13 protein-coding genes are annotated in these 15534 nt (G+C 57.4%); 6 read left to right on the top strand and 7 right to left on the bottom strand.

Annotated features, from left to right (window positions below; genetic code table 11):
* Positions 1 to 33: 33 nt before the first annotated feature.
* Positions 34 to 990, bottom strand: a complete 957-nt coding sequence (hutG, locus tag ABLV76_RS13740) for a formimidoylglutamase (RefSeq protein ID WP_348878355.1) — start codon at positions 988 to 990, stop codon at positions 34 to 36.
* Entirely contained in the window at positions 987 to 2246 is a 1260-nt protein-coding gene (gene hutI / locus ABLV76_RS13735) for an imidazolonepropionase (RefSeq protein WP_074422220.1), read from the bottom strand. The genes hutG and hutI overlap by 4 nt, the downstream gene beginning before the upstream one ends.
* A gap of 214 nt (positions 2247 to 2460) precedes the next feature.
* Here hutI and ABLV76_RS13730 point away from each other — a divergent pair, with 214 nt between their 5' ends.
* A complete protein-coding gene (locus tag ABLV76_RS13730) occupies positions 2461 to 3744 on the top strand; it encodes a putative acyl-CoA thioester hydrolase (RefSeq protein WP_135682987.1) in 1284 nt (427 codons plus the stop codon).
* Positions 3745 to 3820: 76 nt separating this feature from the next.
* On the opposite strand, the gene ABLV76_RS13725 is transcribed toward ABLV76_RS13730, so the two are convergent.
* On the bottom strand, positions 3821 to 6508 hold the full coding sequence (locus ABLV76_RS13725; protein ID WP_348878354.1) for a cation-transporting P-type ATPase: 2688 nt from the start codon (positions 6506 to 6508) through the stop codon (positions 3821 to 3823).
* Between the two features lie 51 nt (positions 6509 to 6559).
* Positions 6560 to 6991, bottom strand: coding sequence for a universal stress protein (locus ABLV76_RS13720; RefSeq protein WP_004886076.1), 432 nt, complete (start codon positions 6989 to 6991; stop codon positions 6560 to 6562).
* 534 nt (positions 6992 to 7525) lie between these two features.
* Here ABLV76_RS13720 and ABLV76_RS13715 point away from each other — a divergent pair.
* The 3 genes from ABLV76_RS13715 to ABLV76_RS13705 are packed head-to-tail and all read left to right on the top strand — an operon-like array spanning position 7526 to position 12639.
* A complete protein-coding gene (locus ABLV76_RS13715; protein ID WP_017899624.1) occupies positions 7526 to 8611 on the top strand; it encodes an efflux RND transporter periplasmic adaptor subunit in 1086 nt (361 codons plus the stop codon).
* Positions 8612 to 11677, top strand: coding sequence for an efflux RND transporter permease subunit (locus tag ABLV76_RS13710; protein WP_109882743.1), 3066 nt, complete (start codon positions 8612 to 8614; stop codon positions 11675 to 11677).
* A 38-nt stretch (positions 11678 to 11715) separates the two neighbouring features.
* Positions 11716 to 12639, top strand: coding sequence for an acyltransferase family protein (locus ABLV76_RS13705; protein ID WP_074186554.1), 924 nt, complete (start codon positions 11716 to 11718; stop codon positions 12637 to 12639).
* A gap of 16 nt (positions 12640 to 12655) precedes the next feature.
* Here the strand turns inward: ABLV76_RS13705 and ABLV76_RS13700 are convergent, their stop codons facing one another.
* Positions 12656 to 13162, bottom strand: a complete 507-nt coding sequence (locus ABLV76_RS13700; protein ID WP_017899621.1) for a hypothetical protein — start codon at positions 13160 to 13162, stop codon at positions 12656 to 12658.
* Between the two features lie 53 nt (positions 13163 to 13215).
* Positions 13216 to 13512, bottom strand: a complete 297-nt coding sequence (locus ABLV76_RS13695) for a hypothetical protein (protein ID WP_165455318.1) — start codon at positions 13510 to 13512, stop codon at positions 13216 to 13218.
* Positions 13513 to 13882: 370 nt separating this feature from the next.
* On the opposite strand from ABLV76_RS13695, the gene ABLV76_RS13690 reads away from it, so the two are divergent.
* Complete coding sequence (locus ABLV76_RS13690; protein WP_004886058.1) at positions 13883 to 14095, top strand: biofilm development regulator YmgB/AriR family protein; 213 nt, start codon at positions 13883 to 13885, stop codon at positions 14093 to 14095.
* Positions 14096 to 14177: 82 nt separating this feature from the next.
* Entirely contained in the window at positions 14178 to 14732 is a 555-nt protein-coding gene (locus ABLV76_RS13685) for a helix-turn-helix transcriptional regulator (RefSeq protein WP_211774475.1), read from the top strand.
* Positions 14733 to 14773: 41 nt separating this feature from the next.
* Here ABLV76_RS13685 and ABLV76_RS13680 read toward each other — a convergent pair whose 3' ends face one another.
* Positions 14774 to 15508, bottom strand: a complete 735-nt coding sequence (locus ABLV76_RS13680) for a MerR family transcriptional regulator (protein ID WP_017899619.1) — start codon at positions 15506 to 15508, stop codon at positions 14774 to 14776.
* Positions 15509 to 15534 lie beyond the last annotated feature (26 nt).

Raw genomic sequence — 15534 nt, 5'->3', positions numbered from 1 at the left:
GGGCGGCGAAACACCCAGAATATACCGGAATGGCTACTGCCACCAATGGGCGATTTGCCATGCCAGACGGGCCGCCGCGCGGGCGCCCTGACCGTCAATGTCAAACTGCGGGTTGAACTCCACCAGATCCACCGCCTGCAGCTTACCGCTGCGGCACAACGGCTCTACGATGCGCAGCAGGGTCGCCAGCGGCACGCCCAGCGCCGCCGGCGCGGACACCGCCGGTATTTCGCGCGCCGGCAGCACGTCAAGATCGATAGTCAGATACAGACGGTCGAATTGCGCGATATTGCGCTCAAGCTCCGCCAGCACCCGGGTTTCGAAGGCCTCTAATACCTGTAGATCCTCCACAATAGCCACCTCGCGCCGCGCCGCTTCTTCCCAGAGCGCCTGGGTGTTGGCCGCCCGACTGACCCCAATGCAGGTATAGTGAAAACCGCGCTGCTGCGCGTCACACTCCAGCGCCAGCTGGCGGAACGGCGTCCCGGAGCTGGCGCACTCGGCAAAGCGCAGATCCAGATGCGCATCGAGGTTAATAATGCCCACTTTTTCGCCGGGGAAGGCATCCAGTATCCCGGCGCCGTGACCGAAGGCGGTCTCGTGGCCGCCGCCCAGTACCAGCGTGCGTTTGCCGGCGCGCTGGCAGGCGGTCACCGCCTCGCGCAGCGCCTGATGCGCGGCTTCCAGCTGGTCGCCTTCGACGCTAATCGTGCCCATATCCACGCAGCGGTCGTGGCCCTGATGGCTGGCCATATTGGCCAGCGCCCGGCGTAGGGTCGCCGGGCCGTCAGCCGCTCCGGTACGCCCTTTGTTGCGCCGGACGCCTTCGTCACAGGCGAAGCCGAGCAGCGCGATATCGCCGGGCATCTCCTGCGGCGCGAAGCGTTCGGCGCGGGGAATGGTCTGGAACAGACGCAGCGCATTCGGCGCTTCCGCGCTGTCGTCGCGACCTTGCCAAAGGTTAGCGGGGGTAGCTTGCCACAGCATCATTGTAGTTCTCCTCGTACCACACGCTGCCAGAGCGGACTGCGCCCCGGCTCATACACCATCTCGACCGGATGCTCAGCATCCCAGATGGCAAAGTTCGCCACAAAGCCCGCCGCCAGCTGGCCGTGGCTGTTCTGCCGCCCCAGCGCCCGCGCGGCATGGCGCGTCACGCCGGCCCACGCCTCTTCCGGCGTCAGGCCAAATTTGACGCAGGCCATGTTCATCGCCAGATGCAGGCTGGCGAAGGGGCTGGTGCCGGGGTTGAAATCCGTCGCCACCGCCATCGGCACCTGGTACTTGCGCAACAGTTCCACCGGCGGTTTGCGGGTTTCATTGAGGAAGTAGAACGCGCCGGGCAGCAGGGCCGCCACGGTGCCGCTCTCGCGCATCGCCGCCACCCCCTCTTCCGTCAGATATTCGATATGGTCGGCGGACAGTCCGTGATAACGGCTCACCAGCTGCGCGCCGCCCAGCGAAGAGAGCTGCTCAACGTGACCTTTAACCGGGATGCCTAGCGCCTGCGCCGCCTGAAACACCCGCTCGGTTTGCTGCGGGCTGAAACCGACGTTTTCGCAGAAGACGTCGACGCTTTCAAACAGTCCCTCCCGCCACAGCGTCGGCAGGATCGTCTCGCAGACCAGCGTAATATAGCCGTCGGCGTCGCCTTGATATTCCGGCGGCGTGGCGTGGGCAGAGAGCAGCGTCGCCGAAAGCTCGACGCCATTGTCGTCGGCCAGCTGGCGGGCGACCCGCAGCATTTTGCGCTCGTTTTGCAGATCGAGACCGTAGCCGGATTTGATCTCCAGAGTGGTCACCCCTTCACGCAGCAGGCGGGCCAGCCGCGGCTGGGCCAGCGCCAGCAGCTCGGCTTCGCTGCTGTCGCGGGTGGCGCGCACGGTGGCATTAATCCCCCCGCCGCTGGCGCTGATGGTCTGATAGGAGACGCCGTTCAGACGCTGCTCCCACTCCTGGGCCCGGCTGCCGCCGAAGACGAGATGGGTGTGGCAGTCGATTAATCCCGGCGTGACCAGCCGGCCTTCGAGATCGATCCTGCGCCCGCTGGGAAGGTCATCTTCGGCGACGATCGCCGCAATGCGACCGTCGTGGACCAGCAGCGCGTGGCGCTCCAGCAGACCGTACGGTTGAGCGTGATCGGGGTTCAAGGTGGCGAGACGGGCGTTTCGCCAGATAACGAGTTCGGAAGTGGCTTCAGTCATAGCGCTTAACTTGTCATGGGTTGTATAGACATTTATTTTCATAACGTCGGGAATGTCAACAAAAGCGCGACTAAATGTTATTTATTTGTGACTAGGGACCGTCCCGGGAAAGCGTTCATTGCGTAAAGAAGGTAAGTTTTTCAGCCCGCATCTTCCCGTTTCGTTCAAGTTAGTATAAAACAGCAGGTTTTAAAGGACTTATACCCTGGCGTCTCAGCCGGGGTATTTCACTACGCTTAATTTTGCCCGGAGCAACATGAACACATATTCCGTTTCCCGTCTGGCGCTGGCGCTGGCCTTCGGCGTGACGCTGTCCGCCTGTAGCTCGACGCCTGCCGATCAACAGCCCTCAACGCAGACTGCACCGGGCACCACCGCGCGTCCCATTCTGAACGCCGATGAAGCGAAAAACTTTATCCCGGCGGCCTATTTCCAGTCGCTGAACCCCAATGCCGCGGCCTGGACGCCGTCCGCCATCAGCCTGCCGGCGCAGCCTGACTTTATCGTCGGCCCGGCGGGAACCCAGGGCGTGACCCATACCACCGTCCAGGCAGCGGTGGATGCGGCAATTGCCCGCCACTCTAACCGTCGCCTGTTTATCGCCATCATGCCGGGCGAATACCCGGGCACCGTCTACGTTCCGGCGGCGCCGGGCGCCCTGACTCTGTATGGTACCGGCGATAAACCGATTGACGTAAAAATCAGCGAAGCCATTGATTCTGAAATGGATCGCAACACCTGGCGTCGTCTGGTCAATCCGGGTGGTAAATACATGCCGGGCAAACCGGCGTGGTATATGTTCGACAGCTGCCAGAGCAAATCCACCGCCACCGTCGGCGTGATGTGCTCCGCGGTCTTCTGGTCGCAGAATAACGGCCTGCAGCTGCAGAACCTGACCATCGCCAACAACCTTGGCGACAGCGTCGATGCCGGTACCCACCAGGCCGTTGCCCTGCGCAGCGATGGCGACCAGGTGCAGATCGATAAGGTGAACATTCTTGGCCGCCAGAACACCTTCTTCGTGACCAACAGCGGCGTGCAGAACCGTCTGCAGGACAACCGTCAGACTCGCACCCTGGTGACCAACAGCTATATTGAAGGCGACGTGGATATCGTTTCTGGCCGTGGCGCCGTGGTGTTTGATAACACCGACTTCCGCGTGGTGAACTCCCGTACGCAGAAAGAAGCCTATGTCTTCGCGCCGGCCACCCTGAAGAGCGTGACCTACGGCTTCCTGGCGACTAACAGCCGCTTCACCGCCTCCGGGGATAACGTCGCGCAGCTCGGCCGCGCGCTGGATGTTGACGGCAACAGCAACGGTCAGGTCGTGATCCGCGACAGCGCCATCAATGAAGGCTTTAACATCGCCCAGCCGTGGGCGGCAGCGGTAGGCTCCGGCCGTCCGTTCAGCGGCAACACCGGCAGCGCGGATGACAAAGGCAATCTGCAGCGCAACCTCAACGACAACAGCTTCAACCGCATGTGGGAATATAACAACCGCGGCGTGGGAAGCAGCGTGGTCGCCGAGCCGAAACAGTAAAGCGCAACAAGCGTGAAGCATAATAAAAGAGGGGGCGATGCCCCCTCTTTCCTTTTTCGTTCAGCGCTTCACGCCGTCAGGCGGTTCGCCATTTGCGGGTCAGCGGTTTTTCCAGTTCCACGATCAGGAACATGGCGAAGCCGATGATAAAGGTGATCACCCAGTAGCGGAACGGCAGCCCGGTGGTGCCAAACAGCATCTGCATAAACGGCGCATAGATAATCAGAAGCTGCAGCACCAGCAGCACGCCGCTGACGATCCAGATCCCCTTGTTAGCCAGCAAACCTTTGGTTAACGAGAAACCATCCGACACGCGGCAGTTCAGCATATAGAACCACTGGGCGGTGACCAGGGTCTGCAACAGCACGGTACGGATAAACTCCGGCGAATAGCCGCGCGGCTGCAGCCAGGCTTCGAGAATAAAGGCGCTGACCGCAATCATCGACCCCACAAACGCCACGCGCCAGATGGCAAACCCGTCCATGACGTGAATTTTCGGGTCGCGCGGCGGCCGCCGCATAATATTTTTCTCACCGGCTTCAAACGCCAGACCAAACGACAGCGTGGCGGAGGTGGCCATGTTCATCCACAGGATCAGCACCGGCGTCAGCGGCAGCACGTTGCCTGCCAGCAGCGCGATCACGATCAGTAAACCCTGCGCAAGGTTGGTCGGCATGACAAAAAGAATGGTTTTCTTCAGGTTGTCATACACCCGGCGCCCCTCGCGGACCGCGCTGGCGATGGTGGCGAAGTTGTCGTCGGTCAACACCATATCGGCGGCTTCCTTGGTGACTTCGGTTCCCTTGATCCCCATCGCCACGCCGACGTCAGCCTGCTTCAGCGCCGGGGCATCGTTCACCCCGTCTCCGGTCATGCCGACAATCTCTTTCTTGCTCTGCAGAGCCTGCACCAGACGGAACTTATCTTCCGGGCTGGCGCGGGCGAAGATATCGAACTGCTGCGCGGCGACGCTCAGCTGCGCGTCGTCCATCACCTCCAGCTCGCGCCCGGTGATGGCGTTACCCGCATTGCCAATCCCCAACATTTTGCCGATGCTCATCGCCGTTTGCGGATGGTCGCCGGTGATCATCTTCACGCGGATCCCGGCCTGCAGGCAGTCGGCAATCGCCGTGATCGCTTCCGGACGTGGCGGATCCATCATCCCGGCAACCCCTAATAAAATGACCCCCTGCTGCAGATCCTGATGGGTCAGCTCGGTCTGGCCTGCGGCAGCCGGCTTCCAGGCCGCGGCCACCATGCGCAGCCCCTCCCGGGCGTACTCTTCAATTTTGCTTTCCCAGTACGGGAGATCCAGCGGCTGCAGTCCGTTGTCGCTCTGCTGATACTGGCACAGGCGGAACAGAACGTCAGGCGCGCCGGTGACCAGCACCACCTCCTCTTCGCCCAGCCGGTAAAGCGTCGACATGTATTTATATTGCGAATCAAAAGGAATTTTACTACGCAGCTCGCTGGGCTGCGGCGGCAGGGTTATCTTCGCCGCCAGCACCTTCAATGCCCCCTCGGTGGGGCCGCCGGTAATTTTCCACAGCCCGCCTTCCTCTTTGATAAGCTGGCTGTCGTTACACAGATCGATGGTGCGCAGATAGCGCTCAAGAAGCGATCCTGGCGCCACGGCGATCGGCGTCGGGTCGTCGATGGCATGGATTTTACCGACCGGCTCATAGCTGTCCCCTTCCACCCGATAGACGCTGTCCGCGGTGATCACCGCCTTCACCGTCATTTCGTTCATGGTCAGGGTCCCGGTTTTATCCGAGCAGATAACGGTCATCGCACCGAGGGTTTCCACCGTCGGCAGCTTGCGGATAATCGCTTTCTGACGGGCCATCGCCTGCACGCCAAGCGACAGAATAATGGAGATAATCGCCGGCAACCCTTCCGGGACCGACGCCACCGCGAGGCTAATTAACGACAGCATCAGTTCGGAGACCGGCATATCGCGGAACAGCAGGCTAAAGACGAACAGCGCCGCCATCATCACCAGAATGAGGATAAAAATGGCTTTGCCCAGCTTATCCATCTGCACCAGCAGCGGCGTGCGATGTTTCTCAATGCCCGCCATCATCTGGTTGATGTGGCCCAGCTCGGTATCGCCGCCGGTGGCCACCACGATCCCTTTCCCCGCCCCTGAGCTGACGGTGGTCCCGGAAAACACCAGGTTGCTGCGATCGCCGAGCGGCAAATCACCGCTTAGCGGCTCGGTGGTTTTTTCCACCACCGTCGACTCGCCGGTGAGGATTGCCTCTTCCACCCGCAGGTTGTGCGCCTCAATCACCCGTAAATCGGCGGGGATTCGGTCGCCGGCGCGGATCACCACGATATCGCCGGGTACCAGCGAGGTGGTGGGGATGGTTTCATGGTTGCCCTGGCGGATCACCACCGCCTCGCTGGAGAGCATATTACGGATACTCTGCAGCGATTTTTCCGCATTACTCTCCTGAATGAAGCCGATCAGCGCATTGACCACCGCCACCGCGAGGATCACTGACATGTCGATCCAGTGGCCCATTACCGCCTTGAGCAGCGCCGCCGCCAGCAGGACGTAGATCAGCACATCGTTAAAATGCACAATAAAACGCAGCCAGGCGGGTTTACCCGGCTTCTGCGGCAGGGCGTTTTCGCCATACTGCTGCAGGCGCGTGGCCGCCTCTGTTCCGCTAATCCCGTCCGGCGAACTCTGCACGCTGGCGAGCGTCTCCTCGACGGAGCGCTGATAGTAGGGCGCCCCCGGTTTATCTGTATTCATACTCTCTCCCTCGATTTATGAAGCGGAAGTCAGGACGACATCCCGCCGTCATCAGCGCACAACGAAAACCGGTACATGGGCATAGCGCACGATATTGGCCGCTTCCGAGCCCAGCAGGTGAGTCTGGATCCCCGGATTGCGTGAACCGACAATCACTACGTCCGCTTTTAGCTCATCGGCCAGGGCGATCACTTGATCGCGAACATTGCCACTGCGCACATAAAGATGGCTGGCGTCTTCCGCCAGGCCATTTTTTTTAACCAGCTCGGTCAGTTTTTCCTTAGCGGTAGTAATCAAATGGTCTTCCATCTTTCGGGCATCAGAGATAAATCCACGCGTTAACACCGGAGAGAATGCCGGAATGACATGGACAAGATGAATTTGCCCGGCAGAATGTTGGGCAAGGAATTTTGCATGAGAGAGCGCTTTGTCGGCCAGGCCTGCATCAAAAACGTCAACGGGAACAACGATATTTTTATACATGAGATAATCCTTTTATTACCAATACAATGCGTAGTGATGAATAACCCTATACTTGGGGAGGAACGAAATCTCAACAACAGAAGCGGCGAGCGGAATAGATGTTATTAAACGTAGCACAGGAAAATTAACATTAGAAAATGACGGATTAATAGACTGAAAAATATTATAAAAAGCTCTTATCACCTGCGAATCTCCTGCCCTTTCCCCAACGATGTCGCCAACGCTCGGGGTATTCACTTTTTTAACACTTCACCTTTTCTCCGACTATGCTGATTACAAGCAGGAGTGCCGCTCCGAATGTCCAGTGGTCACAGCGAGGGCCGAATTAAATGACATTTGCGGTTCGGGTGGGTGTTAAGGGAGAAAATCATGTTTGGTTATAGCCTGTTACGTCTGGGATTCTTTGTCGCGTTGGCCATTGTCGCCTGCACGCTGGTGGGACTATTCACCTATCTGGTTGTCGCCGCCCTCGCCGAATAAGCGTGCGCCGCGTAATAAAAATGTAAAATAAATCCTGAATCTGAGGGGAATACTGTGAACCGTTATTTTTCTCTCATCCCGGTTGTTATTTTATTGGCAACCGCTTGCGATCAGAAATCGCCGTCCGTCGAGTCCGCCCCGCGCATGGTCAAGGTGGCGCAGGTGACCGCCGTGGGCAATACCCAGCAGCGAACGTTTCCGGCACGTATCGAGTCTGGCGACTCCACCGAGCTGTCGTTTAAGCGGGGGGGCCAGGTGGAATCGCTGGATATTCGCCAGGGGGCGACCATCGCCCAGGGACAAACGCTGGCGCGCCTGAATGCCCGCGAGGCCCAACAGCGGGTCAATGAGCGACAAACGGCGGCCACCCTCGCCCAGCGTCAGTTCGACCGCTTCCAGACCCTGGCGGGACGTCAGGCCATCTCCCAGGCGGAAATGGACGTGCAGCGCGCCAATCGCGATGCCGCCAACGCGGCCTTAAAAATCGCCCGTGAAGAGCTGGCGCAAATGAGCCTCACCGCGCCCTTCGGCGGGATTGCCGCCGGCGTGCATATCCGCAACCATCAGGTGGTCGCCGCCGGCCAGCCGGTGATCACCCTGACGCGGACCGACCTGCTGGATGTAGTCTTCAGCATTCCCGAAAATCTGTTCACCTCCCTGGATATCCGTAATACCGCCTACCGTCCCGTCGTCAGGATCAATACCCTGCCGGGCCGCGAATTTACGGCGGAATACAAAGAGCATACCGGCAGCAGCGATAACAGCACCCTCACCTGGCAGATCATTTTAACCATGCCGCGGCCGGATGATTTTCCCACCGTCGGCGGGGTTAGCGGCACCGTGACGGTCAACCTCGGCAATTTACCGGCCAGCGCCGGAAAGGAAACCCTCGTGGTGCCAGTGGAGGCGGTGTTTAACCCGGATAACCGGCCGAAGAATGAACCCATCGTCTGGGTGGTGAAAGGCGACAATGCGCATCGGTTTCTTGAAGAGCGCAAAGTCACCGTCGGCGAGGTGACCGCGCAGGGAGTGACCATCACCGACGGTCTCCACGCGGGTGAGCAGGTGGTCGCGGCGGGCGTGAGCGAGCTGCATGCCGGGCAGCCGGTGCGGATCTGGACGCGTGAACGAGGATTATAAATGGACATTTCCCGTCAGTTTATTAATAACCCGACCCGCGTCTGGTTAGCCATTCTGCTGTTGGGGGTGGGGGGTCTGTTCGCCCTGCTCAATATCGGCCGTCTGGAAGATCCGGCCTTCACCATTAAAACGGCGGTGATCGTCACCCACTACCCTGGCGCGTCCGCTCAGCAGGTGGAGGAGGAGGTGACCCTGCCGCTGGAAAATGCGATTCAGCAGCTTCCCTCACTGGATAACGTCAGCTCCATCTCCTCAAATGGCTTATCGCAAATTACGGTGAATATCGCTTCGCAGTACCATTCCAGCGAGCTGCCGCAAATCTGGGATGAGCTACGTCGCCGCGTCGGTGACGCCAGCCGACTTTTCCCGCCTGGCGTCGTGACCCCCTTCGTCAATGACGACTTTGGCGATGTGTTTGGCTTTTTCTTCGCCATCTCGGGCGACAGTTTTACCAACCCCGAACTGGTGCGCTATGCCGAACAGCTGCGTCGGGAGCTGGTGCTGGTTCCTGGGGTCGGTAAAGTCGCTATCGGCGGCGTCATTCCGCAACAGATCAATGTTGATATCTCGCTGGCGAAGATGGCGGCGCGCGGGATCACGCTCAACCAGCTCGCCGCTATCCTGACCCGGCTCAACGTGGTGTCCAGCGCCGGAGAGATCCGCGTTGGCAGCGAATCGATCCGCCTTCACCCCACCGGGGAGTTTCAGAGCATCGATGAGCTGGGGGATCTGCTGGTCAGCCCTCACGGCGCCAGCGCCACCACCCGACTGCGGGATATTGCCACACTGTCGCGCGGGCTGACCGACTCGCCGTCCAGTACCTATCATGCCAACGGCCGCCAGGCGGTGACCATGGGGGTCTCTTTTATTCCTGGCGTCAACGTCATTGACGTCGGGCACGCCCTTGAAGCCCGCCTCCAGCAGATGGCCGCCGACAAACCGGCGGGGATCGACATCGCCATTTTTTACGATCAAGCGGCAGAGGTCGCCCACTCGGTCAATGGCTTTATTACCAACTTCCTGATGGCCCTGGCGATCGTGGTCGGCGTGCTGCTGGTGTTCATGGGGGTACGCAGCGGGATCATTATCGCTCTGTCGCTGGCGCTCAACGTTCTCGGCACCCTGCTTATCATGTATATCTGGGGGATAGAGTTACAGCGGATCTCCCTCGGGGCGCTGATCATCGCCCTGAGTATGCTGGTGGACAATGCCATCGTCATTGTCGAAGGGGTGCTGATCGCCCGCCAGCAAGGTTCGCCGCTGCTGGGCGCCATTAACTATGTGATCCGCCGCTCCGCCCTGCCGCTGCTCGGCGCCACGATCATCGCCATCCTCGCCTTCGCGCCGATTGGCCTCTCGCAGGACTCCACCGGGGAGTATTGCAAATCCCTGTTCCAGGTGCTGCTGATCTCGCTGATGCTAAGCTGGTTCTCCGCCCTGACCATCACGCCGGTACTCATTAAGTGGTGGTTGTTTAAACACGCCCCGTCGGCCGCCGCGTCGGCGGAAAAAGCCGATCCATACCGCGGCCGCTTTTATCGCGGCTATCAGCAGACGCTGCGAATACTGCTGCAGCAAAAGACCGTGACCCTGGTGCTGATGGGCGCCCTGCTGGCCGCGGCTATCTGGGGCTTCACCTTCGTTCGGCAGAATTTCTTTCCGTCATCGAATACGCCCATTTTCTTTGTCGACCTGTGGCTCCCCTACGGTACCGATATTAACGCCACCGAGCAGATGACCCGCGATATTGAGCGGTCGATCGCCGGCCAGCCGGGGGTAGTCACCACCGTCGCCACCATTGGCCAGGGCAGTATGCGTTTTATTCTTACCTACAGCGGCCAGCGGCAGTACAGCAACTACGCGCAAATTATGGTGCGGATGGACGACCAGCGCGGCATCGCCCCCGTCACCCGCCACGTGGAAGCCTGGATCGCCAGAAACTACCCGCAGGTGAACGCCAGCACTAAACGCATTATGTTCGGCCCCTCCGGGGATAGCGCAATTGAAGTGCGCATTAAGGGCCCTGACCCGGATACGCTGCGCGCGCTGGCCAGTCAGGTGAGCGATATTCTCGCCGAAGATCCGGCCACCGACAGCGTGCGTAACGACTGGCAGAACCGCAGCAAGGTGATCCGCCCACAGTACTCCCCGGCGCTGGGGCGCGAGCTGGGGGTGGATAAACAGGACATTGATCATGCGCTGGAGATGAATTTCTCCGGCAGTCGCGCCGGGTTATATCGCGAGGGCGCCGATCTGCTGCCGGTGATCGTCCGGCCGCCGGCAACGGAGCGACAGGATGCCAACCACCTGAATAACGTGCTGGTCTGGAGCCAGAGCCGCCAGCAGTATATCCCGTTGAGTAACGTCATCCATGGCTTCTCACTGGAGTGGGAAGATCCATTGATTCTCCGCCGGGATCGTACCCGGGTGCTGACGGTCCAGACCGACCCCAGTCCGCAAAGCGGCCAAACCTCGGGTGATATTCTCGCCCGGGTGAAACCACGCATTGACGCATTGACGCTGCCGCATGGCTACCGTATCGAATGGGGCGGCGATGCGGAGAATTCCAGTGAGGCGCAGCAAGGGCTGTTCACGACCCTACCGCTTGGCTATCTGGTGATGTTTATCATTACGGTGCTGATGTTCAGTTCGCTAAAAAACGCCGTCGCCATCTGGCTGACCGTCCCGCTGGCGCTGATCGGCGTCACGCCCGGCTTTTTGCTGACTGGCATCCCCTTCGGCTTTATGGCTTTAATCGGCCTTCTCAGCCTCAGCGGCATGCTGATCCGCAACGGCATTGTGCTGGTGGAAGAGATAGAGCAACAAAAACAAGAGAAAGATCAACGACAAGCGATCATTGATGCGGCAACATCCCGTCTGCGGCCAATCCTGCTGACCGCCTTCACCACCGTGCTTGGCCTTGCCCCGCTGCTGCGCGATGTTTTTTTCCAGAGTATGGCGGTGGTGATTATGTTCGGTCTGGCCTTCGCCACCGTGCTGACGCTGCTGGTTCTGCCGGTGATTTACGCCTGCTTTCACCATAAGGATATGACGCCTCAACGATGAACAGTACCGGTCTGAGCATTATTAAGACACTCGGCTGTATGACAGCGGTGACTTTTTTCACCATCTATAACACCTGGGATCGCTTTGATTATGACTATCACTGGATCCTCGGGCTGCTGACCTTCGTCTCGACCATCGCCACGCCGCTGTTTTTTGTGGTGGCCGGCTATCTTGATGCGCAGACGCGTCACGACGCCAACTGGCAAATTGGCAAAATTAAAAGCGTGGTGATCGTCTTTCTGTTTTGGATGACGGTCTATTATGTCTGGGAGCCTTATCAGCGCGGCTACCTGATCCAGCCCTGGTTTATTTTCGCCCTGATCGTCATCTATACCTTCCATCCCCTGATTGCCTGGCTCAGTCAGCGGCGCGGCCTGTTTTTCACCGTGGTCCTGACGCTGCTGTGCTGCTCTTATGGTTACGACCTGCTCTCAGTGCTCTATCCGGAAAGACATCTTTTCAGCCTGGCGCCGCAGTATCGTCTGTGGACATGGCTACTTTTTTATTTAACCGGGCAGTTGTTTAACGATCCGCGAGTCACGGAGTGGATACGCGACCCGCGGGTCATTAAAGGTTCGATTATCGCCCTGCCCTTTGTCTATTTATTTACCTGGTTTTATGAGCGCCACTTTTTCTTCGCGCTGTTTAAAGCCGATCGCAATGCGTTCATTCTCACGGGGTCGCAGATTTATATTCTGATCGTCCTGCTGGTGATCGCCGCTAACGCCGTGCAGTTTAAAAAGAACCGCGAACTGAAGGAGGCGGTGCTGGCGACGGTTAGCAAAGCGATGACCGGGGTCTATATTCTGCACTACTCCGTTTTTCACCTGCTGGTGATGCTGATCCCTATACACTCGTTAGCCACCAAGCTGGGAGTGATTGCGCTAACGTTTGTCCTGTCGGTGCTCATTTCCCTTGCGGCGCTCTCCAGTACGCTGCTCAAGAAGGTGATAACCCTGTAACCGACAACGCGGCGATTTAGCGGAAGCTCCACTGAATGCTGATCACAAACACGCTGGGAATAATGATGCCACTCTCAAGAGCGAAATAGTCGGTAAAGTTGTACTGGATGGCATGGTAAATATAAGGTGAAAAGCCGATCCCGGTGGCATCCTTAAAATCTTTATAGGAGCCATGATCGCCGCAATGCTCGAAGGCGTCGAAGAAGAATTCGCCGGTATAGCCGTAAATGCCTTTGAAGGTCCATCCGCTGCCGTTGTGGTACCAGTCTCTTCTCACGCCCAGCGCCAGGCAGCGATCGTCGAAGCTATTATTCATAGTGCCAATCAGCAGACTGTATTTCGAGTCTTCTGAGAATTTACGTTCCACTGAGAAAAAGTGGTTTTCGAAATTCTCAGTATATTGCCCATGGTTATTGGTCAAATGGTAAACATAGGAACCGGTATTCATCGAATAGAGGTTAATCTCTTTCGCCTGCGCGAGAGTCGCTAACCCGGCCAGGAGCATTACGGTTCTACCGCGCATTTTCCCTCCTCAGTCTTCAAGGCCTGTCCCTGGACAGATAGCTTCTGCCATATTTATCCGTCGGGACAAGGGGAAAAGCCCGAGAGGGAAATGGGGGAAAGATAACGATGCCCAACCGCCACATCGTTATTAAAAAGCGTAGCACACCCCTTATCCGCCAACAAACTGAGCAAACCGACAACGAAATGACCGATGTGTTTCCCTTTACCTAATTGTGCAAAAAAAAGACAAAACCTCACCTGCTTTTCGTTATGATTAGCGTCCGACGCGGAAGAAAGCCACCTGTCGACGACAGAGTTGCTGTGTACCCCTTCCTGCGTCGGCGCTATTTCATCCAGCACGCCGGTCAAAACATCACCTTCTCATTATCGTCAGCCTCTTCCCGCCAGTTTTACAAAGGTATCTTGCACAAACCGGATTTTATGTACAAGTAATGCAAACAACAAAATTCTTTAAAATCAATTAATTAATACAAAATACAAAAATAAGTCGTTCCGTTGTACATATAGTCCTGAAAAAAGTTGTACATAGCAGAATCACCGTCTATAGTTTTGGAGTGTTAACTGCTTGTTGCGCAACGAAGCGGGGATGTTTAACGGTGGCGCGGCAAGTCAGGCGGTGGTTCCTGGTTTTGCATTTCCTGTTCGTGACTTAGCGCGTACCAATGGTACGTAGCGACTTTTATTGTCAGTTTGCGTTATACGTGGGAGAGTTCGAGCTATGCATATTAAAAATACCATTCCAGCAGAGTTTGTCTTCAATTCGGCCCTGATGAAGAATATTGAAAATACGCTCATTAAGCAGCACAGAACGATAAATAATGAGCGGATGATTACGGAAATCCAGCATCGCCTGCAAACGGAAAGTAATGAAATACTTTCCGACCTCTATTTGCAGGCGCTGGATATGCTGTCCAGCAAACCTCATCATTAATTAACCCCGCGGAGCTGGCAGCAGGCTCAACCCTGCGGTGCCGGCACGCCTGGGTCTCTATCGGCTAACTGAGGCAAATAAAATGTCACACCATAATACCTGCTATCGTACTGAACATTACGATCTGTGGTTTGATAATCGTTTTCTTCTCTACGGGATGTCGCTGATCCTGAATAGTCTGCCGGCAACTTACTTTCGCAAAAAACATGTTTTCTTTACCAGCGACAATTATTTCGCAGTACTGCAGCACAACTATAACCGTCGGGATACGTTATTTATTCTGTTAACCGAAGGCAACGATCTTAATTTTCTGAGTGAACTGCCTATGCTGCGCTTACCGGCCGATTCAACGCCGGAAGAGTTAAAGATATTTCTGCACCAGCCCACCCGCTACTATAAAACCCACCCGGCGCCGGGCGCCTCGGTGCAGTTTACCGAGCGGGAAAAGAAAGTGATTCAACTTATCAGCAATGGCGAAGCGGTCGCCAGCATTGGCCGGTCGCTGAATCTGCATATTAAAACCATTTATCAGATCCGGCTGAATCTGATTAAAAAGCTCGGCTGTAGCGGTAGGACCGATTTTTTTAATATCAGCCGCAGCGAAACCTTTAAATCCTGGAGCCAGATCCACCTGTAACCCGGCGCGTTAGCCCCGGTCTGCTTTGCGGATCGGGGCGATTAATTATTACCGTGAAAATGGATGCTGAAGCCCTGCTCTTGCCAGTGGCTGAGCAGCTCTTCCTGCAGAGGGGTGGCAGCGCGTCCGGTCCAGACGAAGATATGCTGGCCGGGAAACAGCTCGGGCCGCGGCGACTCCAGCGGTTCGGCGAGGACGTTGACGTGCCAGCCACGCTGGGAAAGACGCCATGCCTCCAGCCACAGACGGGTCCTGTCCTCATTGCTCCAGCCCACCAGCAGCGTCTCCCTGCCGTTCTTCTTACGCGCTTCGGCAAGAAACAGCGCCACGCAGTCAATCAACAGACCATCCAGCATACTGCTAATCACCAGCGAGGTATTCTGATCGAGCTTCAGACGCTGACGTACCGGCACTAACAGGCTATCGATGAGCGTGTCGACGGGGTGTTGATGGCTTAGCGCCATTAATTTGGCACGGATTCTGGCAGGCTGCATATAACGCAGAATGGACATCATCTCTTCCTGAAGATGCGCGGATTCGTCGCGCGCCGCCGGCAGGTTATCCTCCAGCAGCGCTTTAACTTTCCCTACTGATACACCGCGCTCTATCCAGCGCTTGATCTCTTCAATGCGCAGGATATCTTCTTCATCAAATTGTCGATGCCCGCCTTCGCTACGCTGCGGCTTCAGTAGCCCGTAACGACGCTGCCAGGCGCGCAGGGTGACCGGATTGATTCCGCAACGTTCGGCGACTTCACCGATACTGTAAAACGCCATAGCAGCCTCACATCAACCTGATACTT

This window comes from Klebsiella sp. GB_Kp047 (assembly GCF_040065235.1).
Taxonomy (GTDB): domain Bacteria; phylum Pseudomonadota; class Gammaproteobacteria; order Enterobacterales; family Enterobacteriaceae; genus Klebsiella; species Klebsiella quasipneumoniae.
The sequence above is the reverse complement of the archived record's forward strand: the minus strand, read 5'-3'. Positions and strand labels throughout refer to the sequence as shown.

Coding starts and splice junctions, on each gene's coding strand:
- ABLV76_RS13700 (WP_017899621.1), bottom strand. CDS start 13,162: ATGCGCGGTAGAACCGTAATGCTCCTGGCCGGGTTAGCGACTCTCGCG.
- hutG (WP_348878355.1), bottom strand. CDS start 990: ATGATGCTGTGGCAAGCTACCCCCGCTAACCTTTGGCAAGGTCGCGAC.
- ABLV76_RS13730 (WP_135682987.1), top strand. CDS start 2,461: ATGAACACATATTCCGTTTCCCGTCTGGCGCTGGCGCTGGCCTTCGGC.
- ABLV76_RS13725 (WP_348878354.1), bottom strand. CDS start 6,508: ATGAATACAGATAAACCGGGGGCGCCCTACTATCAGCGCTCCGTCGAG.
- ABLV76_RS13685 (WP_211774475.1), top strand. CDS start 14,178: ATGTCACACCATAATACCTGCTATCGTACTGAACATTACGATCTGTGG.
- ABLV76_RS13690 (WP_004886058.1), top strand. CDS start 13,883: ATGCATATTAAAAATACCATTCCAGCAGAGTTTGTCTTCAATTCGGCC.
- hutI (WP_074422220.1), bottom strand. CDS start 2,246: ATGAAAATAAATGTCTATACAACCCATGACAAGTTAAGCGCTATGACT.
- ABLV76_RS13680 (WP_017899619.1), bottom strand. CDS start 15,508: ATGGCGTTTTACAGTATCGGTGAAGTCGCCGAACGTTGCGGAATCAAT.
- ABLV76_RS13705 (WP_074186554.1), top strand. CDS start 11,716: ATGACAGCGGTGACTTTTTTCACCATCTATAACACCTGGGATCGCTTT.
- ABLV76_RS13720 (WP_004886076.1), bottom strand. CDS start 6,991: ATGTATAAAAATATCGTTGTTCCCGTTGACGTTTTTGATGCAGGCCTG.
- ABLV76_RS13710 (WP_109882743.1), top strand. CDS start 8,612: ATGGACATTTCCCGTCAGTTTATTAATAACCCGACCCGCGTCTGGTTA.